This is a genomic window from Sphingomonas desiccabilis, assembly GCF_004135605.1.
Taxonomy (GTDB): Bacteria; Pseudomonadota; Alphaproteobacteria; order Sphingomonadales; family Sphingomonadaceae; genus Sphingomonas; species Sphingomonas desiccabilis.
In genome coordinates, this window is sequence record NZ_SDPT01000003.1 from 319,639 (window position 1) to 344,839 (window position 25,201).

Genomic DNA, 25,201 nt, shown 5'->3' on the forward strand with positions numbered 1-25,201 from the left:
GGAGGCGCTCAGACCCGGCCGCCGAGCATCCTGATCAAAAAGGACCGGAGCCGCTCGGTGCGCGCCGGGCTTGCTGCCGACAGGATCCCGCGCGCCGGCTCGGGAAGGTGCTCGGCCACTCTGTCGGCCTCGCGCCCGAAGACATAGTGGTCGAACCAGGATCGCCACGCCGCCTTTTCGGGTGCCGGCAGGTCGCGGATACTCATCAGGGCATGGATCAGCGCTCCGAAGGGAGATGCCGTCGCTTCCGCAGTCCACCAGTAGTTCACCAGCACGTTGAGGCGGTCGAGCGCGCGAACATGATGCCACCAGATCGCGGGGATGAAGATCGCGTCGCCCGGCTCCAGCTCGGCGACCTGTGCATGCGCCATCGCCTCCTCGAACCGGGGGTAGCGCGCGAGATCCGGGGCGTCGGGATCGACCATGCTCGACGGGGGGCCAGCCAGCGTCTGGTCGAGCGGGCCGATGTAGAGGTTGCCGATCTGGTCGGGCGGAAACAGGGTGAAGCGGCGGCGGCCGTGGACGACGCAGGCGACGTTGTTGGACTGGTCGTAGTGTGTCGCCACCTGGGTGGCGTTGCCGATCCACAGCCGCGCCGGCGCATTTCCGGTGGGGAGATTGAGCGCGTTCGCGGCGTCCCAGCCAGGCAGATGCTCCGGCGCCGTCGCGGCATTGGCATAAAGGGCGTGCGGCTCGGCCACGTCTTGTTCGGCAAAGCGAAGAAGCTCGCCGAGCAGCTGGCCGAGCGGCACCTGCTGTCGCTGGAAGTTGAAGCCCGACAGATCGTGGTTGTAGAAAAACCGGCCCGCGATCTCCGGCGCGCCAATCATCACCTCCAGGGGCCGGCCGCCGCCGAAGCCGGCGAGATATTCGGCCATCGGGCGGTCGCCGCCCGAGCCGGCCCCCACCGCGGCCCAATGCCGCACCTGCCCTCGCAGGATCACGGGGCGGTACTCGTGCAGAACCTCCCGGGCGAAGGTTTCCGCATCGACGGCCGGGCGCTCGGCGACGCGGCCGGGACGGGAGGCGGAGGAGATGATGGTCATGCCCCGAGGCTAAAACATTCCGGAGGGCCTGTCAGAGGAAATGGGTCTGCGTCGATGGCCGGCGGATCGCGCTCACAGCACCAAGGCACTTCGTTGCAGCAGTGCGTCCGCGAGAGGGGGTCGATGCTGGGGCTGAGAGAGGCTAACCCAAGCGCATGAGCGAGACCGAGGCAGCGCCATCCGCCGATCCGTCCACGCAGCCGCCGGAACTCGTCGCGGCTCGGCTGGACGTGAACCCGGACACCGGCCTGTCGGCCGCGGAAGCGGCACGGCGCCTGGCGGAACATGGGGCCAACGCGCTGCGTGCGACGGCCGGCCCGTCGCTCTGGCGCCGGATCGTCGCACAGTTCCAGGATCCGCTGGTCTATCTGCTGCTTGGCGCCGCCGCGGTGGCGCTCATCGCCTGGGCGGTCGAGCGGGAGGGCGGCTGGCCGATCGACGCCATCGTCATCCTGGCGGTGCTGCTGCTCAACGCCACGCTCGGCTTCGTGGAGGAAAGCAAGGCCGCCGATGCCGCTGCCGCACTTGCGCGAATGACGCAGGTGACATCCTCCGTGCTGCGGGACGGCCGACGGCGGCGGATCCCGAGCACCGAGCTGGTTCCCGGGGACATCATGCTGCTGGAGGAAGGCGACGCAGTGGGCGCGGACGCCCGCCTGATCGCGGCTGCGACCCTGCGGGTGCAGGAAGCCTCACTGACGGGAGAAAGCGAGGCGGTGTCGAAGGACGTGGCGCCGCTCACCACCCCCGCGCCGCTCGCGGACCGCACGTCGATGGTGTTCAAGGGAACTGCCGTGGCGCAGGGCACGGGACGGGCCGTCGTCACGGCCACCGGCATGGATACGCAGATGGGGGCGATCGCCACCATGCTGGACGCGACCGAGGGGAGCAAAACCCCGTTGGAGCAGGAGGTCGCCCGCATCGGCCGGATGCTCGGCATTGCCGTCCTGGCGATCGCCGCAATGGTGGTCGCGTCGGTGTTCGCCATTTCTGAGGTACACGGCTTCAGCGACGTCGTCGCGGTGCTGCTCCTGGGCGTGTCGCTTGCGGTCGCGGCCGTCCCGGAGGGCCTTCCGGCGATCCTGTCGCTGGTGCTGGCGTTGGGGGTCCAGCGCATGGCCGCGCGCAAGGCGGTGGTGAAGCGGCTTTCCTCGGTGGAGACGCTGGGTGCCGCCACCGTCATCTGCTCGGACAAGACCGGGACGCTCACCCGTTCGCAGATGACGATCCAGCGGATCGTGACCGCATCGGGGGACAGCCACGTGGCGGGTGTCGGCTACGTCCCGGAAGGCGCCATCGTCGCCGCCGCCGACGCGCCGGTCGAAGGCGCGCTGAAGGCCGAGCACATCGTGGTGCTGAGCGGCGGCAGCCTGGCCGGCAACGCCGACCTGCACCAGGCCGCCGACGGCACATGGGAGATCCAGGGCGATCCCACCGAGGCCGCGTTCCTGGTCGCCGAGAAGAAGCTGGGTGCGGACCGGCGGCGGCGGACGCGGTTCGAGCGCGTCGCCGAGCTTCCCTTCACGTCCGAGCGCAAGATGATGTCGACGATCGCGCGCGACATGGAGCATGGCGGCGAACTGGTGCTCGTCGCCAAGGGGGCGCCCGACGTGCTGATGCAGCGCTGCAATCGCGTGCGCGTGGGCATGGACGTGCTTGGCTTCGATGCGGTGCATCGCGCGCGCGCCGCGGACGACGTCGAACGGCTTTCGGGCGAGGCGCTGCGCACGCTGGCGGTCGCCTATCGGCCGCTCGCGCAGGGAGAGGAACGCACCCTCGATCCTGCGCTTGAACGGGATCTGATCTTCGTCGGAACGGTCGGCATCATCGATCCGCCAAGAGAGGAGGCGGCGGTCGCGATCGCCGAGGCGCACCGTGCCGGTATCCGGGTGGTGATGATCACCGGCGATCACCCCCGAACCGCGGCGCGCATCGCAGCGCTGCTGGGCATCGCGCCGGCGGATGCGCCCGCCCTGACCGGAACCGATCTGGATGCCCTGGACGAAACCCAGTTCGCACGGGCGGTGCGCGAGACCTCCGTCTTTGCCCGTGTCGCGCCGGTCCACAAGCTGCGGATCGTGGACGCTCTTCAAGCAGGCGGAGCGGTTGTGGCGATGACCGGCGACGGCGTCAACGACGCGCCCGCGCTCAAGTCCGCCGACATCGGGATCGCGATGGGCGTTACCGGTACCGAAGTCACCAAGGAAGCGGCCAAGATGATCCTGGCGGACGACAATTTCGCCACCATCGTCGCCGCCGTGCGCGAGGGGCGGGCGATCTTCGACAATATCCGCAAGTTCCTGCGGTACCTGCTGTCCTCCAATATGGGGGAGGTGCTTACCGTGTTCCTAGGCGTGATCGGGGCCGGGATCCTCGGTCTGAACGAAGCGGGCGACGGCACGACATTGGTCGCGCCGCTGCTCGCGACTCAGATCCTCTGGATCAACCTCATCACCGACTCGGGCCCGGCTCTCGCCATGGGGATCGATCCGGAGACCGACGACGTGATGGCCCGCCCGCCGCGCCGGGCGGGCGAGCCCGCGATCGATGCGGCAATGTGGCGCGGGGTGTTGGAGATGGGCCTGGTGATGGCGGTCGCCACGCTGGTCACCATCGACCTCTTCCTGCCCGGCGGGCTGTTCGAGGGGCAGCATGACCTTGAACGCGCCCGCACCGCGGGCTTCACGGTGCTGGTACTCGCCCAGCTGTTCAACTGCTTCAACGCGCGGTCCGAGACGGCGAGCGCCTTCCACCATCTGTTCGCCAATCGCTGGTTGTGGGGTGCGGTGATCCTTTCCGCGCTGTTGCAGGTCGCGGTCGTCCATCTGCCCCTCCTCAACACCGCATTCGGCACCAAGCCCCTGAGCGGTGCCGACTGGCTGCTGTGCCTGGGCATGGGGAGTGCGGTGCTGTGGTTCGCGGAACTGCGCAAATGGCTCCTGCGCCGGCTGACGGCCGTTCCCGCCATCGCTTGATCCCGAAGGTCCCTGGGTGCCGACTTCGCCATCGCGGCGCATGTGCGAACCGAGTGCGGGTGCGGCTGTTGTCTCGCCCGCTCCGGCCGGATCCAGATCTCTGGCGACCCGCTTTATTCATATGATTAAGATCACCGAAGCAAAGTTGCGACGGACAACTTCGGCTCACCTTGAAAGCGCTTGTGAAAACCAAAGAACTGGCGCAACGATAGCGGTCACATAGCCGGCACGCGACCGGCATAGAACACACGGTCACCGACCGTGACATGGGAGGGGATGATGATGAAGGCCAAGGGTCTTGCGTCGGCGCTCGCGCGCTCGGCTTCCGGCGTGGCGCTCGCCACCTGTTTGACCGTCTCGGGGGCTGCCATCGCGCAGACGCAGAGCGGCGCCGAAGCCACGAACGCGCAGCCGACCACGGCTCCCGGAACGACGGCCGATCCTGCCGCCGATGCTGGGCAGCTGAACACGCCGCAGGCAGCGCCGGCATCCGAGTCGTCGTCCGCCGACCAGGATGCGGGGGGTGGCGGCGACATCGTGGTCACCGGCATCCGTGCCAGCCTCGAGCGCTCGATCGCGATCAAGCGCAACTCGACGGGCATCGTCGACGCGATCTCGGCCGAGGACATCGGCAAGTTCCCCGACACCAACCTCGCCGAGTCGCTGCAGCGCATCACCGGCGTGTCGATCAACCGCACCAACGGCGAAGGCTCGCTGGTCACGGTTCGCGGCTTTGGCCCGAGCTACAATCTGGTGACGCTGAACGGGCGCCAGCTCGCTACCGCCAACGTGCAGGTGGTCGGCGGCGACCAGAATTCGGACAGCGCGCAGGGATCGAGCCGCTCGTTCGACTTCTCCAACCTCGCGTCGGAAGGCGTCCGGACGCTGGAGGTCTACAAGACCGGTCGCGCCTCGATCCCTACCGGCGGCATCGGTGCGACGATCAACGTCGTCACGCGCCGGCCCCTCGACGGCAAGGGCGGCCTGACCGGCAGCATCGGCGCCAAGGCGCTGTACGACACCAGCACCGACAATTGCCTGGATTGCGGATCAAAGGTGACGCCGGAGCTTTCGGGCGTCGTCAGCTGGGCCGATCCCACCAACCGCTTCGGCGTGTCGCTGTTCGGCAGCTACCAGAAGCGCAACTTCACCTCGATCAGCGCGACGTCCAACGACTGGAACATCATCCCGTACAGCACCTTCCTGAGCGGAGGGTTCGTCAAGGCGGACGGCAGCACCGAGATCACCGGGGCACCCTCCGATCCGGATCAGCTGGTCGCGATCCCCAATGACAGCCGCTACCATTATGCCGAGGGCAGCCGCGAGCGCATCAACGGCCAGGCGGTGGTCCAATTCCGGCCGGTCGAGACGGTGACCCTGACGGCGGATGCCTTGTTCGCGCAGAACACCCAGAAGGAAGTCCGTTCCGACATGTCGAACTGGTTCAGCCGGCCGTTCGATGAAGTACGGTTCGACGGCAACCCGACCGTCGCCACCGCAACCTATCTCCACGAGACGATCAACGGCGCCAAGGACGTCGGGTTCGAAGCGCAGAACCGCGGCCAGAAGAGCCGGATCCAGGACTATGGCCTGAACGGCAAGTGGGACATCGCCGATAATTTCTCGCTCAACGTCGACGGCCATTACAGCAAGGCGTGGAGCCGGCCGAACAATCCCAACGGCAACAGCTCGACGCTGGTCGGCATCGGCGCCAACGTCGTCACGGAGCATTCGGTCGACTACAGCGGCAAGATCCCCGTGCAGGACATGACCCTGAACGGCCCGCTTACCCTGGACGAGGTCGGCTCCCAGATGGGCCGCACCTATGCTTCGTCGCAGACCCAGCGGGTGAAGGAACTGCGCGCCGACTTCGGCTGGGACCTGGGCGGGGGCAGCCGCGTCGACTTCGGCGGCAATTATCGCGACACCCGCATGCGGCAGACCCGCGTCGCTACCCAGCAGACGCTGGGTGACTGGGGCATCACCAGCCCCGGCGACATCGAGCGGCTGGCGCCCGGTGCGCTCCAGGCCTTCTGCCTCGTGTGCAAGTTCGACGCGTTCAACCCGGGCAACGACCCCGACTCGCAGACCGCCTACCGCGGCGACGCGGCCAACATCTATTCCATCCTGTCGGAATATTACGCCGGACAGGGCAATGCGGTCGGCACGACCAGCAACGAGAACAACCTGGTCCGCGAGAAGATCTGGTCGCTCTATGCGCAGGTCACCTGGAAGGGCGACATCGGCAACAGCCCGGCGACGCTGGTCGGCGGTCTGCGGTACGAGCACACCAACTCCAAGTCGACTTCGCTGGTCGCCGTGCCCGCGGCGATCAACTGGGTGTCGGACAACGACTTCACCGTCGTGATCTCGAACGAGAACAGCTTCCTGACCGATGGCGGCTCCTACGACAATTTCCTGCCGTCGATCGACTTCCAGGTCGAGCTGCGGCCCGACGTGATCGGGCGTGTTTCGTACAGCAAGACGATTGCGCGGCCGGAATACGGCAGCCTCTTCACCTCCACCAGCGTCGGCGGACCGCCGCGCCCGATCGCCAACGGTGGCGTCGCGACCGGCTCCACGGGCAATGCCCGGCTGATCCCGCTCGAATCCGACAACTTCGACGCGTCGATTGAATGGTACTACAAGCCGGACAGCTATGTTTCGCTCGGCGTGTTCGACAAGCGCGTGCGCAACTTCATCGGCAATGGGCAGTTCACTTCGGAGCTGTTCGGTCTGCGCGATCCGAGCTCGGGCGCCGAAGGGACCCGATCCGGCCAGGCACGGGCGGCACTGCAGTCCCTGGGCGCCGACCAGAGCGACGTGAACCTCTTCGCCCTGACGGCGCTCATCGACCAGACCGGCTCGGTCGCGGCCGCGACGGCAGCGTTCCAGGCGAACTACAACACCACGACCGGCTCGCTGAACGACGATTTCGTCAAGCAGATCAACAGCGCGCGCGACGTCGTGGCGAACGGTACGGACGTGCTCTACCAGTTCCAGGTGACCCAGCCGGTCAACAACCGCGATGCCGAGATCTACGGCCTTGAGGTCGCGGGGCAGCACTTCTTCGGATCGACCGGCTTCGGCATCGGCGCGGCGTATACGCTGGTGCGCGGCGACGTGGGCTTCAACATCGGTGCCAGCCCGTCCCAGGATCAGTTCGCACTGCTAGGCCTGTCCGACACGTTCAACGCGACGCTGATCTACGACAAGAACGGGCTGTCGGCGCGGGTGGCGTACAACTGGCGCGACAAGTTCCTGTCGGGCATCAACCGCCAGGGCTCGCGCAATCCGGAGTTCACCAAGCCGTTCGGGCAGCTCGATCTCAACATCAGCTATGACATCACGCCCAACTTCGCGGTGTCCTTCGAGGGCATCAACCTGACCGAGCAGAAGCTGCGGACCTATGCCCGCGACGAGGCGCAGCTCTGGTTCGCGCAGGAACTCCAGCGTCGCTTCCTGCTGGGCGGGCGGTTCCGCTTCTAACCCGAGCCATCGAAAGGATGGGGCCGCCTGCAGAGGCGGCCCCATCGTCGTTGGAGCGGATTGCGCTCCGGCATCGACGATCGCATGATGCCGCCCGTGCGGCCCCGACGCCTGCAAGCCGCAAAGGGCGGAGCGTGACCAACATCGTCCTCCTCAACAATGTCGATCACGGTGACCTGAAGGTCGCGACCGGTCACGGGCCGGCATTCGGGGACGCCGTGAACCAGACGCTGGTCTTCCCGACCGAATGGGAAGAGGCGCAGCGCGAATACCCGATCCTGTTCCGCCGCGGAGAGGATGGTCGGTTCCAGTCGGTGGTGCTGCTGGGACTGGATCGCGACGAGAACCTGTTCCTGGAGGACGGGGTCTGGGATGGCCGCTATGTGCCGGCCCTGCACCAGCGAGGGCCTTTTTCCATTGGGCTCCAGGCTTCGGAAGATGGCGCCGAAGCGGAGCCGATGATCCACGTCGACCTCGACCATCCCCGGATCGGCGGCGATGCGGCACAGGCGGTGTTCCTGCCACATGGCGGGAACACGCCTTATCTGGAGGCCATATCCGGCGTGCTGAGGCGGATCCACGCCGGAGTGATGATCGCTGACGCGATGTTCGAGGCGTTCGAAGCGCACGGCCTGATACAGCCGATCGCCCTGGAAGTGACGCTGAGCGAGACCAGGCGCTACACGCTCGACGGCTTCCACACGATCGATGCGGAGCGCATGACGGCGTTGCAAGGGCCGGCGCTGCAAAGCCTCCACCAGCGTGGCTTCCTCCAGGCGGCGTTCTGGGCGATGTCGTCGTTGGCGAACGTCGCGCGGCTGATCGATCGCAAGAACCGGCGTTCGGGGCCGCTGCCATGACCACCTCTGGCGCTCTGCCGCCGGTCCGCGTGATCGACGGACCGCGCGGGGACGTGGACTATCAGGCGCTGGTCGACGCGGGCGAACCCGTCGTGCTGAAGGACGCCGCTGCCGACCTGCCTCTGGTCGCGGCCGGGAGGGAGGGCCGCGAGGCGGCGATGGCTTATCTGCTGCGCTTCGATGCGGGACGCGACGTGGTCGGCTTTGTCGGCGACGCGGCGATCGGCGGGCGCTTCTTCTACAACGAAGAGGTCACCGCGATGAACTTCGCGGGCGGGCGCGCGCGCTTGGCGCAGTATCTGGCCAGGATCCGCGACGGCATGGGCCAGCCGGACGCGCCGTCCATCTACGTCGGCTCGACCGATCTCGACACCTACCTGCCGGGGTTTCGCGGGGAGAACCCGGTGGTCCCCGACGGTGCGCTGCCGGGTACACAGGCGCCGCTCGCCAGCATCTGGATCGGCAACCGGACCACGGCCGCGGCGCATTGGGACATGTCGAACAACGTCGCATGCCCCCTCGTCGGCCGCCGGCGCTTCACCCTGTTTCCCCCGGACCAAGTAACTAACCTCTATCCGGGGCCGCTGGAGCCGACCCCGGGGGGGCAGGTCGTCAGCATGGTCGACTTCCGCGCGCCCGATCACGCCCGCTACCCGCGCTTTCGAGAGGCGCTGGCGAGCGCGCGGGTAGCGGAACTCGAACCCGGGGACGTGCTCGTCTACCCGGCCCTGTGGTGGCATCAGGTGGAGGCGCTGGACGCTTTCAACGTCATGGTGAACTATTGGTGGAACGAGGCCCCCGCGTTCGCCGACACGCCGATGACGACGCTGCTGCACGCGCTGCTCAGCCTGCGCGACCGCCCCGACCACGAGAAGCAGAGCTGGCGGGCCTTGTTCGACTATTACGTCTTCGGCCCCGCAGGGCGGGCAGGCGAGCACCTGCCCCCGCACGCGCGCGGCCCGCTCGCGCCTCTCGACGAAGGGACGGCGCGACGGCTGCGTGCGCAGGTGATGCAGCGTCTGAACAGGTGAACCCGATGGCTTCGATAGATGTTCCGCAGCGCCGCCGGGTGGTGATCGCAGGCGGAGGCACTTCCGGCTGGCTCGCGGCGGCGGCGCTTGCCCAGCAGCTGGGGGCACTGCTCGACATCACCCTGGTCGAATCCGAGGAGATCGGGACGATCGGCGTCGGCGAGTCGACCATCCCCACGGCCCGTGCCTTCCACCGGCTGATCGGGCTCGACGAGCAGCGGTTCATGTCGGAGACCGGTGCCACCTTCAAGCTCGGCATCGCCTTCGAAAACTGGGCGCGGGACGGCGATCGCTACATCCACGCGTTCGGCGAGACCGGCCAGTCGACCTGGATGGGGGCGTTCCACCACTTCTGGCTACAGGCGCGCGAGCAGGGTTTCGGCGGGGACTTCGGCGCCTATTGCCTGGAGCTCCAGGCGGCCGATGCGGGGCGGTTCGCGATCGGCGACAAGGTGCCGGAGCTCAGCTACGCCTATCACCTGGACGCGGGGCGGTACGCGCGCCACCTGCGCGGCATCGCCGAGCAGGCCGGCGCCCGCCGCATCGAAGGGATGATCGAGCGGGTCGAACAGCAGGGCGATGGCGGGGACATCACCGCCCTGGTGCTGCGGTCCGGACAGCGGGTCGAGGGCGACCTGTTCCTAGATTGCACCGGCTTCCGCGCGCTGCTGATCGGACAGACGCTGGGTTCGCCGTTCGAGGATTGGGGACATTGGCTGCCGACCGACCGCGCCGTCGCCGTGCAGACGCGCGCCGTCGAGCCCGCGCGCCCCTACACCCGCGCCATCGCCCATGGGGCAGGGTGGCGGTGGCGCATCCCCCTCCAGCATCGCGTCGGCAACGGGCTGGTGTACGACAGCCGGCACCTTTCCGACGATGAAGCCCGCGACCGGCTGCTCGGCGAAGTGGAAGGCGGGACGGTGACGGAACCGCGGTTGATCCGCTTCCGCGCAGGGCGGCGGGCGGAGGCGTGGCGGGGCAATTGCGTCGCACTCGGGCTCGCCGGCGGCTTCGTCGAACCGCTCGAGTCCACCGCGATCCATCTGGTCATGATCGCGATCACCCGGCTGCTCCAGCTCTTCCCCTTTGCCGGCGACTGCGCCGCGGCGGCGCGGCGCTTCAACGCGCAGGCGGCCGTGGAGCTGGACGGCATCCGCGACTTCATCATCCTCCACTATGTCCTCACCGAACGCGACGACACGCAGTTCTGGCGCGACATGCGGGCGATCGAGATCCCCCAGTCCCTGCGCGAGCGGATCGCGTCGTTCCGCGACGGCGCGATCGCCTATCAGGACGGTGCCGACCTGTTCCGGGTCGATTCCTGGGCGCAGGTGATGATCGGCCAGCGACTGCTGCCGCACCAGCATCACCGCATGGGCGAGATCATGGGGGCGCCGCGCCTGCGCCAGGTGCTCGCGGACATGAAGGCGCGGGTAGCCCAGCAGGTCTCGCTGCTGCCCACGCACGCCGCCTTCCTGCGGGACTATTGCCCGGCGCAAGAGGCCGGATAGTCCGGGACGGCCGGCCTCGTCTCTAGCGAGGCCACCGCATTGCCGCTACGGGTAGCGCACCGGGGCCGGCGTCTCCGGGAGCGGGATGAACTCGTCTTCGTCGGGCACGGATGCGAACCGCTGCGCCTTCCAATCGGCCTTGGCGTGCTCGATCCGCTCCTCGCGCGAGGAGACGAAGTTCCAGAAGATGTACCGGCGCTCCGGAAAGGGCTCGCCGCCGATCAGCATCAGGCGCGCCCCCCCGGGTGCCTGCACGACGATCTCCGCGCCGGGCTTGAACAGGACGAGTTCGCCCGTGGCGAAGGTCCCGGTCTGTCCCACGACCGCGACGCTCCCTTCGACGACGTAGATCGCGCGCTCGATATGCTCGGCCTTCAGCTGGTAGCGTGCGCCGGGCGCCAGCTGGATATCGGCATAGACCAGGTCGGAGAAGGTCTTCACCGGCGATGCCATGCCGTCGGACGTGCCCGCGATCAGCGTCAGGCGGGTGCCGTCGGCCTCGGCGACGGGGATCTCTTGCGCCTTGTAGTGCGCGAAGTCTGGGGCGGCCTCTTCCACATGGGTCGGCAGCGCCAGCCAGGTCTGGAGACCGAAAAGGCTGCTATCGGCCGCGCGCTGCTCGGGTCCGGTACGTTCCGAGTGCACGATCCCGGAGCCTGCCGTCATCCAGTTGACCTCGCCCGGCCGGATCGGCTGCACCGAGCCGACGCTGTCTCGGTGCAGGATCTCCCCATCCAGCAGATAGGTGACGGTGGCGAGCCCGATGTGCGGGTGCGGGCGCACGTCGAGGCCTTCGCCGCCGCGGAAGGCCGCCGGACCCATCTGGTCGAAGAAGATGAAGGGGCCGACCATCCGGCGATGCGGTGATGGCAGCGCGCGCCGCACGGTGAAGCCATCCCCTAGATCGCGCACTGGCGGCAGGATGATCTGCTCGACGCCTTGGACGTCGCTGCTTCGGATGGTCATGGGCACACTCCGGGAATCGGGTCGGGGGAAGCTCCGCGGGCAATAGATCAGGCGGCGCGCCCGAGGACAATCGCGCTTGCGACCGATGGGCGCCCGGATCGCCTCCCTGCGTGGACAGGAAGCGGCGGAGCGCTCTAAGGCCGTGTTGAACTTCGATCAGGAGGGATGATGGTCCCCAGGCAAAAGGTCACGCTGGCGGTAGCAGCGCTATGGATGGTCGGGGTCTCGCCGACGCCGGCGCTGGCGGCGGGGAGCGCCGTTCCGCAACAAGAGGGCGCGCGCGGCGGGCTGAGGCTCGACCTGCCCACGATGGAAGAGGCGCAGCGCGCCGATGCCTCCCGCTCCGGCCAGACGGAAACGGTGACGGCCGAGGATGCCGAGGCTCGCGCGGCTGCGGAGGCCGAGGCGGCGCGGGTGCGGGAAGCCAATGCAGCGCAGCGCGTCCTGGCCGAGGCCGACTCGCAGCGGATCGCCGCGGACCGGCAGGCGCAGGAGGCGCGGCTGGCGCAGTATCGCGAGCAGCAGCGCCTCCACGACGAGGCGCTCACCAACTATGCGGATCAGGTTGCCGCTGCCGAGGCCGCTCGCCGGCGCTGGCAGGCCGATGTCGCCGCATGCAAGGCGGGTGACCACGCCCGCTGTGGGGTGCCGGTTACCCCGCGCTAGCCGGACCTCCGCCGGTCTGGCTGGCTTCCGGTCAGCAGGTGACGATCCGCCCGTCACGCACCGTGACTGGCCAGGAGGTGAGGCGCTGTCCGGCGCACGGGCCGCCGACGCAGGCGCCCGTCTCCGGCTCGAAGAGCGCGCCGTGCCAGCTGCAGGTGATGAAGCGGCGGTCGGGGGTGAGGTAGGCGTCCAGCGTCTGGGCGAGCGGCAGCCCTGCGTGCGGGCAGCGATCGACATAGCCACGGACCTGGTCGCCGATGCGCACCAGGAAGCCGTGGAAGCGGCCGGTCCGGGTCTCGATGACGATATTGCGGGCCGTGCTATCCGCGAGGAGATCCAGGGTACAGACGGCGATGCCGGGCGGAGTGGCGGAAAGGCGCGGAAGATCGCTCATGCAGGATCGGCATCCGGCTGGCGATCGGGATGGGCCTCGGCGACCGGCTCGAGCGCCCGGGCTGCTGCTGTGCAGTCGAGGATCCTGGGAAAGCGGGAGAGGTCCACGCCGAAGCGCTCTGCCGAATAGACCTGGGGTATGAGGCAGCAGTCGGCGAGCGACGGCGTGTCGCCAAAGGCGTACCGGCCGCCGTGCCGTGCCACCAGCGTCTCCAGCGCGCCAAACCCTTCCGTGATCCAGCGACCGATCCAGGCGGAGACCTGCGCTTCGTCGGCGCCCAAGTCGCTGCGGAGGGTGGTCAGAACCCGCAGGTTGTTGAGCGGGTGGATGTCGCAGGCGATCAGCGCGGCCATGGCGCGCACGGTTGCGCGGCCTCGCGCGGACGCGGGGAGCAGGGCAGGCGCCGGGTGCGTCTCCTCCAGCCACTCGAGGATGGCGAGGCTTTGGGTCACGACCCCCTGGTTAGTCTCCAGGGCGGGGACCAGTCCCTGCGGGTTGAGCATGGTATAGCTCTGGTGGCGCTGGGCGCCGGTGCGCAGGTCATGGGGCACCTGGTGGTACGCGAGGCCCTTCAGATTGAGCGCGATGCGGACGCGATAGGCGGCGCTCGACCGCCAGTAGCCGTGCAGGCGGATCACGCCGAGATCGCAGGCAGCACGATGCCGGTGCACGGGCCGAAGCCGATCGCGCGATAGCCCGGCGCCTCGGCACGTCCGGCGAGCGTGAGTTCGTCGCCGTCCTCCAGGAAGCTGCGGACCTCGCCCGTCGGCAGCGCGATCGGCTCCGCACCGGCGCGGGTGAGTTCGAGCAGGCTGCCGAAGCCCTCGTGCGTCGGCGCGGAGATGGTGCCGGTGCCGAGCAGGTCGCCGGGGCGAAGATCGCAGCCGTTGGAGGCATGGTGCGCGACCATCTGGGCGATCGTCCAGTACATGTGGGTGGCGGCACTGCGGCTCAGCCGAACCGGCGCCATGCCCGCCGCACGCATTGCCGGGGTGGTCAGTGTCACGTCGAGGGTGATGGCAAGCGCCCCTTCCGCCTGATCGTTGGCGTCGAGCAGATAGGGCAGGGGGACGGGGTCGTCCGCCGGCCGCGCCGGCTGCGCCGTGCGGAAGGGAGCGAGCGCCTCCGCGGTGACGATCCAGGGCGATACTGTGGTCAGGAAGTTCTTGGCCAGGAAGGGCCCGAGCGGCTGGTATTCCCAGGCCTGGATGTCGCGTGCCGACCAGTCGTTGAGCAGCGACAAGCCGGCGACATGCTCCGCAGCGCTACCGATCGGGATGGTTTCGCCGAGCCCGTTGCCGGTGCCGATCCACACGCCCATCTCCAGCTCGAAGTCGAGGCGGCGGGTGGGCGCGCGCACGGGGGCGGCGGCGTCCGCCGCCTTGAGTTGGCCGCACGGGCGCACCAGCGGGGTGCCGGACACGCGCACCGAGGAGGCGCGGCCGTGATAGCCGATCGGCACATATTTATAGTTGGGGAGCAGCGGATTGTCGGGGCGGAACACCTTGCCGACATTGGTCGCGTGATGGATGCCGACGTAGAAGTCGGTGTAGTCGCCCACGGCGGCAGGAAGGTGCAGCGTGCACGCCGCCGCCGGGTACAGCCAGCGGGAGACGGCATCCTCCCGCGCAGGCTCGCTGAGCAGCGCCGACACCGCCCGGCGGAGTGCCCGCCGGGGCCGCGCGCCAAGCGCCAGCAACGGATTCAGCGTGGGGCCGGAGGCGGCGACGGCGGCCTGTTGCGCTTCGCCCACCAGCAGCCCGCTCTCCGCGAGTGCGGCGAGGTCGAGAATCCGGTCACCGATGGCGATGCCGCCGCGCGGTGCCTGGCCGTCCGAGAAGATGCCGAGGGGGAGGTTCTGGATCGGAAACTCCGGGTGGTCATCCGCGCCGGGCACCCAGCTCGTCCGGGCGGGGTCGTGGGTCTCGTCGATGGTCCAGCTCAACGCGGCAACTCCGCCTTGCCGAAACCGGACCAGACCTCGTCATAGTCGAGCTGCATCGTCGGCGTCTCGGTCGCCCAGCGGGTTGGCGCGACCACGTGGCGGGTCTCGAACATGAAGGCCATGGTGTCCTCGATACGATGCGGCGCGAGTTCGGCGGCGACGGCCTTGTCATAGCTCGCCCGGTCGGGTCCGTGCCCGTTCATCTGGTTGTGCAGGCTGGCGCCCCCCGGCGAGAACCCGCCCTGCTTTGCGTCATAGGCGCCGGTCACCAGCCCCATGAACTCGCTCATGACGTTGCGGTGGAACCAGGGCGGCCGGAAGGTGCCTTCGGCCACCATCCAGCGCGGCGGAAAGATCACGAAGTCGCAATTGGCGGTGCCGGGCGTGTCGCTGGGGCTGGTCAGCACGGTGAAGATCGACGGATCGGGATGGTCGAAGCTGACCGTGTTGATCGTGTTGAAGCGGGTGAGGTCGTAGCGGCAAGGCGCGAGATTGCCGTGCCAGGCGACCACGTCGAAGGGCGAGTGATCGAGCGTCGTCTCCCAGAGCGCGCCCTGGAACTTCTGGACGACGGTGCAGGGCGCGTCGACGTCCTCGAACCAGGCGACGGGCGTCTCGAAGTCGCGCGGATTGGCAAGGCCGTTAGCGCCGATCGGCCCAAGATCGGGCAGGCGGAACAGCGCGCCATAGTTCTCCAGCACATAGCCGCGCGCCCGACCGTCCGGAAGCGCGATGCGGAACCGGACCCCGCGTGGGATCAGCGCCACCTGGAGCGGCGCGATGTCCATCCGGCCCAGTTCGGTGGCGATGGACAGGCGGCCCTCTTGCGGCACGATCAGCAACTCGCCATCGGCCGAGAAGAAGGCGCGCGTCATGTCGGTGGTCGCGGCATAGAGATGGATGCCCACGCCGGCCTGCGCGTCCGGGCTGCCGTTGCCGCCATAGGTGACGAGCCCGCACAGCCAGTCGGTCGCGGCGTCGGGCCAGGGCAGGGGATCCCAGCGCATGCGATTGGGGGACGGCGCCACCTCCGCAAACGGGCCCGAGCGCAGGCGCGGGGCCGCGGCCGAGCGCACGAAGGCGGGGTGCTGCGCGGCGGGACGAAGCCGGTACAGCCAGGAACGCCGGTTCTCCGCCCGTGGTGCGGTGAAGGCGGTGCCGGACAATTGCTCCGCATAGAGGCCGAAGGGCACGTGCTGCGGACTGTTGCGGCCGATCGGCAGCGCGCCCGCAACCGCCTCCGTCGCGACATGGTTGCCGAAGCCGGGCACATAGGCGGTGCCGGTATGCGCCTCGGCGGGCATGTGCATCGTCATCCCGCTTTGCTCCGCAAGCCTGCTGTCCCGGGATCAGGCATCGACCTTGATGACCCCGCGGCGGATCTGGTCGAGTTCGATCGATTCGAACAAGGCCTGGAAATTGCCGTTGCCGAAGCCCTGGTTGCCCTTGCGCTGGATGATCTCGAAGAAGATCGGCCCGACCATGTTCTCGGTGAAGATCTGGAGCAGGATGCCCTCGCCCTTCTCGACCGACCCGTCGATCAGGATGCGGTTGCGGCGGAGCCGCTCCAGGTCCTCGCCGTGGCCGGGCACGCGCTTGTCGACCAGCTCGTAATAGGTCTCGATCGTGTCCTGAAGCCGCACGCCGCGCTCGCGCAGCTTCTCGACCGTGTCGTAGATGTTCTCGGTCGTGAGGGCGAGGTGCTGGATCCCTTCGCCTTGATACTCGCGGATGAACTCCTCGATCTGGCTGTTCTCGTCCTGGCTCTCGTTGAGGGGGATGCGGATGGCGCCGTCGGGCGCGATCATCGCCTGGCTGAACAGGCCGGTCGCTTTTCCCTTAATGTCGAAATACTTCTGCTCCTCGAACCCGAAGAGCCGGCCGTAGAAGCTCGACCAGGTCCGCATCTCGCCGCGCCGGACATTGTGGGTGAGGTGATCGAGCAGGTCGAGCCCGACCGAATTCTGCGCCTCCGCCTCCTGCCAGCCCGGGACCTCCTGCCACCCGGCGTAGAGATCCGCGCCACTCTTCACGAGGTAGAGAAAGGATCCGCCGATCCCCTCGATCGCGCAGGTGTCGGCGCCCAGCGTGCCGCGCCCGGCGTCGACCGCCACGGCTCCTTCGGCGACGGCATGGTCCCGCGCCGCGTGCGGATCGGCGACGCGGAAGGCCATGCCGCTTGCCGATGGGCCGTGGGCGGCGCGGAAATCGGCAGCCTGCCCCTCCGGCTCGGCGTTCAGCAGGAGGTTTATGCGCCCCTGCTTGTAGCGGGTGACCTGCTTGGTCGGATGGCGGTGCGTCGGCACGAAGCCCATCTGCTCGAAGTGATGACCGAGCTGTTCCGGATCGGGCGAGGTGAACTCGCAGAATTCGAAGCCGTCGAGGCCGAGCGGATTGTTCTGCGTGGTCATGCGGAGCCTTTCGGAGCGTTGGAAGATGGGGAGGGGCGGCCTCGCCGCAGAAGGTGCCTCATGCGGACCGCTTCTCGTGGGCGTAGGCCTGAGTGCCCCGGGTGTAGAGGTGATCGGACGGCAGGATTGCGTCGGTCTCGATGTCGGCGGCGTCCGCCAGTTCGGCATAGATCGGGCCGAAGTCGGTGTTCAGCGTCTGGTCGAGCAGGTCCTCGAAGCTGTCGATGACGAAATAGCTCTGCTGGTAGTCGTCGATGCGATAGCGGGTCTGCATCACCCGCTTGAGATCGAAGCGGATGCGATGGGGCGAGGGGTCGTCGAGCGCGAACTGCGACTCGCCGTAGGAGGAGACGATGCCGGCGCCATAGAGCTGGAGCGAGTCACCCGACCGGACGAGTCCGAACTCGACCGTGTACCAGTAGAGCCGGGCGAGCTTTGCGATCGTGCCCGCCGCAGCCGCCCGCTGGCCGCCCCGGCCATAAGCCTGCATGTAATCGGCAAAGACCGGCTGGGTGAGCAGCGGGACGTGGCCGAACACGTCGTGGAAGACGTCCGGCTCCTGGAGGTAATCGAGCTGGTCAGGACGCCGGATGAAGTTTCCGGCGACGAACCGACGGTTCGCGAGATGGTCGAAGAAGACGCTGTCGGGAACCAGCCCGGGCACCGCCACGACCTGCCAGCCGGTCGCCTTCATCAGCCGCTCCGACAGCTCCTCGAAGTCGGGAATGCCGGGCTTCGACAGGCGCAGAATGTCCAGGCCCTGTAGAAACAGGGGTGTGACGCGCCCGGGAAGAAGCTGCGCCTGGCGCTCGAACAACCGGTCCCAGGTGGCGTGGTCTTCAGGCGTGTAGGATTCCCACCGCTGGGGGATGGTCCAATCCTTGGCGGCGCCCGCCGGTGGTGTGCCCGGATCCTCGCTCATGCCGACACGATCTCACCCGGCGCGGATGATTGCTCATCATTCGCGAGGGCTTTATCGTCTGCGGTGAAACGAGAATTCGAGGATGGGCGCGAACATGAAACAGGATCGCGCGATGGATGCCATCGATCGCCGAATCGTCCGGCTGTTGCAGGAGGATGCAACGCTCAGCCACGCCCAGCTTGCCGAGGAGGTCGGGGCGTCGCCGGCTTCCTGCTGGCGGCGGGTAAAGGCGCTGGAAGCGGCCGGCATCCTCGGTCGCACGGTCCGGCTCGTCGATCCGGAAGCGGTCGGCCGCGGCGTCAACGTGATGTGCAACATCCGCATGCGCAGCCACGCGGCGGAGGCGCGGCAGAGCTTCGAGCAGTTCATCGAGGGGCGGCCGGAGGTGGTGGAGTGCTTCTCCATGTCCGGCGAGTGGGACTATCTGCTCCGGATCGTGGTGGCGGACGTCGTCGACTACAACCAGTTCCTGATGCAGACGATGCTGGGCCACCCCTCCGTCGCCGGCGGATCGTCGCACTTCGTGCTGGCCACCACCAAATATACGACCGCGTTGCCGGTCTAACCGCTCCCGGGTGCGCGGCTCAGGAGGCGAGTTCCCCCTTCACCCGGGCTGCCGCCTCCATCACCCGCAGGACGTTGCCGCCAGCGAGCTTCGCGATATCCGCGTCGCTCCACCCCCTGCGCATGAGTTCCGCAAGGAGCGCAGGGTAGGTCGCAACGTCTTCCAGTCCATCGGGCAGCGTGTCGCCGACCCCGTCGAAGTCGGAGCCGAGGCCGACATGGTCCGTCCCGGCCACGCGCGCGACATGCTCGATATGATCGGCGACCTGCGCCAGCGTGACGCGGGGAGCGGGGTGGGCGGCAAGCCATGCCGCATATGCCGCGGCAGCTTTCTCCGGCTGCCCGATCGCAAGCCCGCCGTAGGGCGGTGCGTTGAGCCGCGTCTTCTCGGCTGCCGCGTCCGCCGACCAGCGGCGGTAGGCATCCGAGACATAGGGTGGCGCATAGTCCACCATGACGACGCCGCCGTTGGCGCGAACCAGCGCGAGCACCGCGTCGGAGACGTTGCGCGGATGGTCGTTGAGCGCCCGCGCGCCGGAGTGGGAGAAGATCACCGGGGCCTTGGTGACGGCCAGCGCGTCCCGCATCGTGCCCTCGCTGACGTGGCTGAGATCGACCAGCATGCCCAGCCGATTGAGCTCGGCCACGATCCGCCGGCCGAAGTCCGTGAGCCCGTCGTGGCTGGGATTGTCGGTCGCGGAGTCCGCCCATTCGATCGTCCGCGAATGGGTGAGGGTGAGGTATCCCGCTCCCAGTTCGGCATAGCTGCGCAGGACCGACAGGCTGCCGTCGATCTGGCCACCGCCCTCGACTCCGATCAGGCAGCCGATCCGGCCCGCGCGGTGGGCGCGGCGCACCTCCTCGGCCGTGCGCACCATGGCGAAGGTCTGCGGATAGCGGGTGCAGATCGACTTCACGAGATCGATCTGCTCCAGGGTCTGTTCCACCTGCTCCTTGCCGGACAGGTCGGGCGACACCCAGACGGACCAGAACTGCGCGCCCACCTTGCCGCGGCGCAGCCGGGCGATATCGGTGTTGTAGCGTTCTGGGCGGCTCGAAAGGTCGTTGAGGTCCATCGTCCAGCGCGCTTCGCCCTCGCGTTCCCGCAGCGCCTCCGGCCAGTCGTTGTGGCCGTCGATCAGGGGCGTCGACTTCAGCACCCGCGCGACACGCGCATCATAATCCTGTGCGTGCGCGGCCGAGAGCGGCATCGCTAGCATCGCAGCAAGCAGCGGGAGCGCGCGCTTCATCGGCCGGCCTTGCCGCGGCGGGGCTTGGCGTCCGCAGGGCCGTTCTCGTTCACCGCGCCCGTGCCCAGGCGCTGTTCCTCGTGAATGGACAGAAGCGACTGCATCAATTCCTCCTCCGCACTCGACATGACGGCCAGTACCTCCGCTTTCTCGCAATCCCCGGCGGCAAGGTAGGCGTGGCCCATGCTCGAATCGATGTAGAGCGCCTGCCCGGGCTCGAGCGTGACCGGATCGTAGAATTCGGTGTGCACCACCACCCTGCCACTCAGGACGTAGAGGAACTCCTCTCCGCTGTGGCGCACCAGTTCGCCGAATTGTTCGGAGGAATGCGCGCGGATGGTGGTGAGGACGGGCACCATCCGCTTCCGGCGGAGCTCCGTGCAGAGATAGTGGTAGTCGTAATTGGGCGTCTCGACCCGCACGGAACGGGTTATATCGCCCAGGCTGCGCCGCGCCGTGACCGGCTGGGCGGTGTCCTCCTCCCCTTCGGCGAACAGCTCCGACATGCGCATGCCCAGCCGCTGGCCCAGCTGCTGGAGCTTGTCATAGGTGAGCGTCAGCCGGTCGTGCTCGATCTTGGAAAGGGTGGAGACCGGGATGCCGATCCTCGCGCTCATCTCCTTCAACGTCCAGCCTTCGCGGGAGCGAAGCCCGCGCAGCAGGGCGCCGAGCGTGGGTGGGGATTGGGCGGGCGGTACCGACACGCATTTCTCCTGGGGTGCAAACCCATTGACAATTCTCCGATCAGGACATCACTATCCTGAACCGACATGCCGGCAGCTTATCGGCACCGGCGGGGCGCGGCAACGGGGAGGCGGCGATGCGCATCAACAGACTGGTGGCGATGGTTGCGGCGGTGGCCGCGCTGGTCGGAGGTGTTTCGCTTGCCCAGGCGCCGGATGCGCCGCCGCTCACCCCCGCGCCGGCGATCGCCGCGCCCGAATTGCCGACCCTGGCGCCCGGAAGCATCGGAGCCCGTGCGTTGACCGCCGCCGACCTCGACGGCTGGCTCGACGGCTACCTGCCCTACGCCCTGCACAGCGGCGATATCGCCGGCGCGGTGGTGACGGTGGTCAAGGACGGGCAGGTGATCGCGGCGCGGGGCTATGGCTATGCCGATATCGCGAAGCGCCAGCCGGTGGACCCCGCGCGCACGCTGTTCCGTCCGGGATCGGTGTCGAAGCTGGTGACCTGGACGGCGGTGATGCAGCAGGTGGAGGCGGGCAGGCTCGACCTCGACCGGGACGTCAACGCCTATCTCGATTTCCGCATCCCGCCTCGTCGCGGCCAGCCGGTGACGCTGCGCCAGATCATGACCCACACCGCCGGCTTCGAAGAGGCGATGAAGGACCTGATCCTCGACGATCCCCAGGACGTGCAGCCGCTGGGCGGTTATCTCAAGCGTTGGACGCCGCGCCGCATCTTCGACGCGGGTACGACGCCTGCCTATTCCAACTGGGCGACGGCGCTGGCCGGCTACATCGTCGAGCGGGTGTCGGGCGTGCCGTTCGACACCTATGTCGAGGAGCGTATCTTCGCGCCGCTCGACATGCGCACCGCGACCTTTCGCCAGCCGCTCCCGGGCCGGCTCGCGCCGCTGATGGCCGTCGGCTATCCGCGCGCGTCGGAGCCTGCACAGCCGTTCGAGATCGTGGTGCCGGGCCCTGCGGGATCGCTGTCCGCTTCCGGCCTGGACATGGCCAAGTTCATGATCGCCCATCTGGAAAGCGGGCGCGGTATCCTGAGCCCCGCAACCGCGGCGACGATGCACGACAGTCCGCTCGACCACGTGGATCCGGCCTCGCTGATCCCGCCGCTCAACCGCATGGAGCTCGGTTTCTTCGAGACCAACATCAACGGGCGCGACGTGATCGCGCACCTTGGCGACACCAACAACTTCCACACGTCGCTGCACCTGTTCCGGGCGGAGCATGTCGGCTTCTACGTCTCGTTCAACAGCGCCGGACGCGAGGGAGCCGCGCACGTCCTTCGCGGGCAGTTGTTCCAGGATTTCGCCGACCGCTACTTCCCGGCGACCGGCCGCGACGGGCGGGTGGATGCCCGGACTGCGGCCGAGCATGCGCGGATGATGGTCGGCCATTGGCAGAACAGCCGCCATTCGGAGTCCGCTTTCCCCGCGATCCTGAACCTGTTCGGCCAGAGCGAGGTGACCGTCGACGGTGAGGGGCGGCTGGTGGTTCCTGCCCTCACCGGGCCCGGCGGCGCGGTGCAGCGCTGGGAGGAGATCGCATCCTTCGTCTGGCGCGACGTCAACGGGCATGACCGGCTCGCCGCCAAGGTGGTGGACGGCAAGGTCGTGCGGTGGAGCTTCGACCTCGTCGCGCCCTTCATGGTGTTCGACCGTGTGCCGGCGTCGCTGTCGGCGGCGTGGCTGAAGCCGGCGCTCTATGCGAGCCTCGTCATCCTGCTGCTGACCGCGCTCTACTGGCCGGCGGGCTGGCTCCTGCGGCGCCGCTACAAGACGCCGATCGGGGTGCATGGCGCGGCGCTCAGGGCCTATCGCGCGACCCGGATCATGGCGCTGGCCGAGCTGCTGGTCCTTGCTGGCTGGGCGATCTTCGTGATCCAGGCGTTCAGCAGCATCTCGCTTCTCTCCGACCGCACGAACGGCGTGCTGTGGCTGCTGCAGATCGCCGGTGCGATCGTGTTCGTCGGCGCCGTCGGCATTGCCGGCTGGAATGCCTGGCTCACCTGGCGTGACGGGCGCGGCTGGACACGCAAGCTCTGGAGCCTGCTGGTGCTGCTCGCGACCGTCGTGGTGCTCTATGTCGCCTGGGCGTTCGGGCTGCTGGCGATGACGGTGAACTACTGATGGGCGCGCTCCGCCTCTCGGTGGTGACCGACACGCTGCGGCTGGCCCGGCCCTTCCGGATCGCCGGCTATGTGTTCGACACCGCCGACGTGCTGGTGGTGATGCTCGACGACGGTATCCACCAGGGGCGCGGAGAGGCAGCGGGCGTCTACTACCTCGGCGACGACCTCGCGCACATGCGCGCGGCGATCGAGGAAGCACGCACGGCAATCGAGGCGGGGCCGACGCGCGAGGAACTGCGCGCGATCCTGCCGCCGGGGGGCGCGCGCAATGCGATTGACGCGGCCCTTTGGGAGCTGGAGGCGCAGCGCACCGGCCGGCCGGTATGGGCGCTCGCGGGGCTCGAGTCGGAGCCCAGGCCGATCGTCACCACCTTTACGGTCAGTGCCGACACGCCCGAGACGATGGCAGCGGTCGCGCGCGGCTATGCCGAGGCCGTTTCGATCAAGGTCAAGCTGACGGGCGACCTCGACCTCGACCTCACCCGCGTCGCGGCCGTCCGGGCGGCGCGACCGGACGTGTGGCTGGGCGTGGACGGCAACCAGGGGTTCGTCGCGGCCGATCTCGAAGCGCTGGTCGCGGGTCTGGGCGCCTACCGCGTCTCGCTGCTCGAACAGCCGCTCGCGCGGGGGCGGGAGGCAGAGCTGGAGGGGTTTCGCTCGCCGATCCCGATCGCGGGCGACGAGAGCCTGTTGTCGCTTGCCGACGTGGCGCCGGCCAAGGGCCGGTTCGACGTGGTCAACATCAAGCTCGACAAATGCGGGGGCCTTACCGAGGGGCTGCTGATGGCGGCCGAGGCACGCCGGCTGGGGCTGGGCGTGATGGTGGGCACCATGATCGGCACCAGCCTGGCGACGGCGCCGGGCTTCGTGCTGGGGCAGATTGCGGACCTGGTCGACCTGGATGGCCCCACTTTCCTGGCGGCGGATCGCACGCCGGCGGTCACCTACCGCGACGGCACCCTCCATGCAGGGCCCGAGGTTTGGGGCGCCCCCCGGAAGGCAGGGGCATGAGCGAGCCCCGCGCCTGGTTCGGCCAGCCGCGCGGGCTGACGATCCTGTTCCTGACGAACATGTGGGAGCAATTTTCCTACTACGGCATGCGCGCGCTGCTCGTCTATTACATGACCAAGCAGCTGATGATGGCGCAGGGAACCGCGTCGATCGTCTACGGCACCTACACCGCCTGCGCCTATTTCACGCCGATCTTGGGCGGGGTGATCGCCGACCGGCTGCTGGGCAAGCGGCGGGCGATCATCCTGGGCGGCTCGATCATGGCCGCCGGGCACTTCATGATGGCATTCGAGTCGCTGTTCTACCCGGCGCTCGCCACCATCGCGATCGGCAACGGGCTGTTCCTGCCGAGCCTGCCGAGCCAGATCGACGACCTGTATGCGCCCGGCGATCCGCGCGTCGGCTGGGCGTACAACGTCTACTACGTGGGGGTGAACATCGGCGGCTTCCTGGCGCCGCTGGTCTGCGGGACGCTGGGCGAGCTCTACGGATGGCACTGGGGGTTCGGTGCGGCCGGGATCGGCATGGTAGGAGGCCTCGCCATCTATTTGTGGGGCCAACGCTATCTGCGGGAGCAGGCGCGCCGTCCCGTTGTCGAGCGGGGCGCGGCCCCGCAGGTACGATTCCCGCGGGAGACTGCGGTGCTGCTGCTGGCGATCGGCCTGTCGGTGACGGTGTTCCGCAGCGCCTATGAGCAGGTCGGCAACACCGTCGCGCTATGGGCCGACGTGGGCGTGGATCGCCGTGCAGGCGGCAGCGTCATCCCGATGACCTGGTTCCAGGCGCTCAACCCGCTGCTGGTGATGGTGATGACGCCGCCGCTGCTCGTCTTCTGGCGGCACCGTGCAGAACGCGGCCGCGTGGCGCGGCCGGCGCACAAGATGGCGGCCGGGGCACTGGTGGTGGGCGGCGCCTATCTGCTGCTCGCCGCACTGGAGGGGATCGGCGGACCAAGCCATTGGGCTTGGCTGGTGCTGTTCTTCGTCCTGCTGACGCTCGGCGAACTCTACATCCTGCCGACCGGCCTCGGGCTGTTCGCGCGGCTGGCACCGGCCGGCCTCGGCGCGACGACGGTGGCGGCCTGGTACCTGGCCACCTTCGCGGGAAGCCTCACGGCCGGCCTGGTGGGTACGCTGTGGAGCCGGACCGGCCACGCCACCTTCTTCCTCATGCTGGCAGGGCTCGCCGTGCTCGCGGCGGTGATGCTGCGCGCGCTCGATCCCGTGGAGCAGCGGCTCGAGCGTTAAGAGGAACACATATAATCAGGTTGACTATTCTCCGATTAGGACAATAGTTTCTGAAAAAGCACTTGATGCTTCGCGGGG

General features: G+C 68.3%; 20 protein-coding genes. 10 read left to right on the forward strand and 10 right to left on the reverse strand.

Annotation, left to right across the window (positions count from 1 at the left end):
* Positions 1 to 8: 8 nt before the first annotated feature.
* Complete coding sequence (locus EO081_RS15085) at positions 9 to 1,046, reverse strand: cupin-like domain-containing protein (RefSeq protein WP_129343050.1); 1,038 nt, start codon at positions 1,044 to 1,046, stop codon at positions 9 to 11.
* Between the two features lie 155 nt (positions 1,047 to 1,201).
* Between EO081_RS15085 and EO081_RS15090 the strand changes: the two genes are divergently transcribed.
* The 5 genes from EO081_RS15090 to EO081_RS15110 all read left to right on the forward strand — a co-directional run bounded on the left by EO081_RS15090 (position 1,202) and on the right by EO081_RS15110 (position 10,912).
* Complete coding sequence (locus EO081_RS15090; protein WP_129343052.1) at positions 1,202 to 4,021, forward strand: cation-translocating P-type ATPase; 2,820 nt, start codon at positions 1,202 to 1,204, stop codon at positions 4,019 to 4,021.
* 282 nt (positions 4,022 to 4,303) lie between these two features.
* The gene (locus tag EO081_RS15095; protein ID WP_129343346.1) at positions 4,304 to 7,510 is read left to right on the forward strand and encodes a TonB-dependent receptor; all 3,207 of its coding nucleotides are present in this window, start codon (positions 4,304 to 4,306) and stop codon (positions 7,508 to 7,510) included.
* Positions 7,511 to 7,644: 134 nt separating this feature from the next.
* Positions 7,645 to 8,370, forward strand: coding sequence for a SapC family protein (locus EO081_RS15100; RefSeq protein ID WP_206364394.1), 726 nt, complete (start codon positions 7,645 to 7,647; stop codon positions 8,368 to 8,370).
* Positions 8,367 to 9,401 (forward strand): cupin-like domain-containing protein, encoded by a 1,035-nt coding sequence (locus tag EO081_RS15105; RefSeq protein ID WP_129343055.1) that lies wholly within the window; start codon positions 8,367 to 8,369, stop codon positions 9,399 to 9,401. The genes EO081_RS15100 and EO081_RS15105 overlap by 4 nt, the downstream gene beginning before the upstream one ends.
* 5 nt (positions 9,402 to 9,406) lie before the next feature.
* A complete protein-coding gene (locus EO081_RS15110) occupies positions 9,407 to 10,912 on the forward strand; it encodes a tryptophan halogenase family protein (protein WP_129343057.1) in 1,506 nt (501 codons plus the stop codon).
* A 45-nt stretch (positions 10,913 to 10,957) separates the two neighbouring features.
* On the opposite strand, the gene EO081_RS15115 is transcribed toward EO081_RS15110, so the two are convergent.
* Positions 10,958 to 11,878, reverse strand: a complete 921-nt coding sequence (locus EO081_RS15115; protein WP_129343059.1) for a pirin family protein — start codon at positions 11,876 to 11,878, stop codon at positions 10,958 to 10,960.
* A gap of 168 nt (positions 11,879 to 12,046) precedes the next feature.
* On the opposite strand from EO081_RS15115, the gene EO081_RS15120 reads away from it, so the two are divergent.
* On the forward strand, positions 12,047 to 12,544 hold the full coding sequence (locus EO081_RS15120) for a hypothetical protein (RefSeq protein WP_129343060.1): 498 nt from the start codon (positions 12,047 to 12,049) through the stop codon (positions 12,542 to 12,544).
* Positions 12,545 to 12,575: 31 nt separating this feature from the next.
* Here the strand turns inward: EO081_RS15120 and EO081_RS15125 are convergent, their stop codons facing one another.
* From EO081_RS15125 to phhA, 6 genes are read right to left on the reverse strand one after another with little or no spacing between them, the layout of a single operon-like run.
* On the reverse strand, positions 12,576 to 12,938 hold the full coding sequence (locus tag EO081_RS15125) for a Rieske (2Fe-2S) protein (protein ID WP_129343062.1): 363 nt from the start codon (positions 12,936 to 12,938) through the stop codon (positions 12,576 to 12,578).
* On the reverse strand, positions 12,935 to 13,573 hold the full coding sequence (maiA, locus tag EO081_RS15130; protein ID WP_129343348.1) for a maleylacetoacetate isomerase: 639 nt from the start codon (positions 13,571 to 13,573) through the stop codon (positions 12,935 to 12,937). Before maiA ends, EO081_RS15125 begins: the two co-directional genes overlap by 4 nt.
* Positions 13,573 to 14,883 (reverse strand): fumarylacetoacetase, encoded by a 1,311-nt coding sequence (gene fahA / locus EO081_RS15135; protein ID WP_129343063.1) that lies wholly within the window; start codon positions 14,881 to 14,883, stop codon positions 13,573 to 13,575. The genes maiA and fahA overlap by 1 nt, the downstream gene beginning before the upstream one ends.
* A complete protein-coding gene (gene hmgA, locus EO081_RS15140) occupies positions 14,880 to 16,199 on the reverse strand; it encodes a homogentisate 1,2-dioxygenase (RefSeq protein WP_240697709.1) in 1,320 nt (439 codons plus the stop codon). The genes fahA and hmgA overlap by 4 nt, the downstream gene beginning before the upstream one ends.
* Positions 16,200 to 16,232: 33 nt before the next feature.
* Positions 16,233 to 17,294: a 4-hydroxyphenylpyruvate dioxygenase gene (gene hppD / locus EO081_RS15145; protein WP_129343065.1), complete on the reverse strand. Its 1,062-nt coding sequence runs from the start codon at positions 17,292 to 17,294 to the stop codon at positions 16,233 to 16,235.
* Positions 17,295 to 17,352: 58 nt separating this feature from the next.
* Positions 17,353 to 18,216, reverse strand: coding sequence for a phenylalanine 4-monooxygenase (gene phhA / locus EO081_RS15150; protein WP_129343066.1), 864 nt, complete (start codon positions 18,214 to 18,216; stop codon positions 17,353 to 17,355).
* A gap of 94 nt (positions 18,217 to 18,310) precedes the next feature.
* Here phhA and EO081_RS15155 point away from each other — a divergent pair, with 94 nt between their 5' ends.
* Positions 18,311 to 18,781 (forward strand): Lrp/AsnC family transcriptional regulator, encoded by a 471-nt coding sequence (locus EO081_RS15155; RefSeq protein WP_129343068.1) that lies wholly within the window; start codon positions 18,311 to 18,313, stop codon positions 18,779 to 18,781.
* Between the two features lie 19 nt (positions 18,782 to 18,800).
* Here the strand turns inward: EO081_RS15155 and EO081_RS15160 are convergent, their stop codons facing one another.
* A complete protein-coding gene (locus tag EO081_RS15160; RefSeq protein ID WP_129343069.1) occupies positions 18,801 to 20,030 on the reverse strand; it encodes a dipeptidase in 1,230 nt (409 codons plus the stop codon).
* Complete coding sequence (locus tag EO081_RS15165; RefSeq protein ID WP_129343071.1) at positions 20,027 to 20,734, reverse strand: helix-turn-helix domain-containing protein; 708 nt, start codon at positions 20,732 to 20,734, stop codon at positions 20,027 to 20,029. The genes EO081_RS15160 and EO081_RS15165 overlap by 4 nt, the downstream gene beginning before the upstream one ends.
* Before the next feature lie 116 nt (positions 20,735 to 20,850).
* Here EO081_RS15165 and EO081_RS15170 point away from each other — a divergent pair, with 116 nt between their 5' ends.
* Genes EO081_RS15170 through EO081_RS15180 form a run of 3 tightly spaced genes read left to right on the forward strand, consistent with a single transcriptional unit; the run spans position 20,851 to position 25,123 of the window.
* Positions 20,851 to 22,863, forward strand: a complete 2,013-nt coding sequence (locus EO081_RS15170) for a serine hydrolase domain-containing protein (RefSeq protein ID WP_129343073.1) — start codon at positions 20,851 to 20,853, stop codon at positions 22,861 to 22,863.
* Positions 22,863 to 23,876: a dipeptide epimerase gene (locus tag EO081_RS15175; RefSeq protein ID WP_129343075.1), complete on the forward strand. Its 1,014-nt coding sequence runs from the start codon at positions 22,863 to 22,865 to the stop codon at positions 23,874 to 23,876. The genes EO081_RS15170 and EO081_RS15175 overlap by 1 nt, the downstream gene beginning before the upstream one ends.
* A complete protein-coding gene (locus EO081_RS15180) occupies positions 23,873 to 25,123 on the forward strand; it encodes a peptide MFS transporter (RefSeq protein ID WP_129343077.1) in 1,251 nt (416 codons plus the stop codon). The genes EO081_RS15175 and EO081_RS15180 overlap by 4 nt, the downstream gene beginning before the upstream one ends.
* The last annotated feature ends 78 nt before the right edge of the window (positions 25,124 to 25,201 follow it).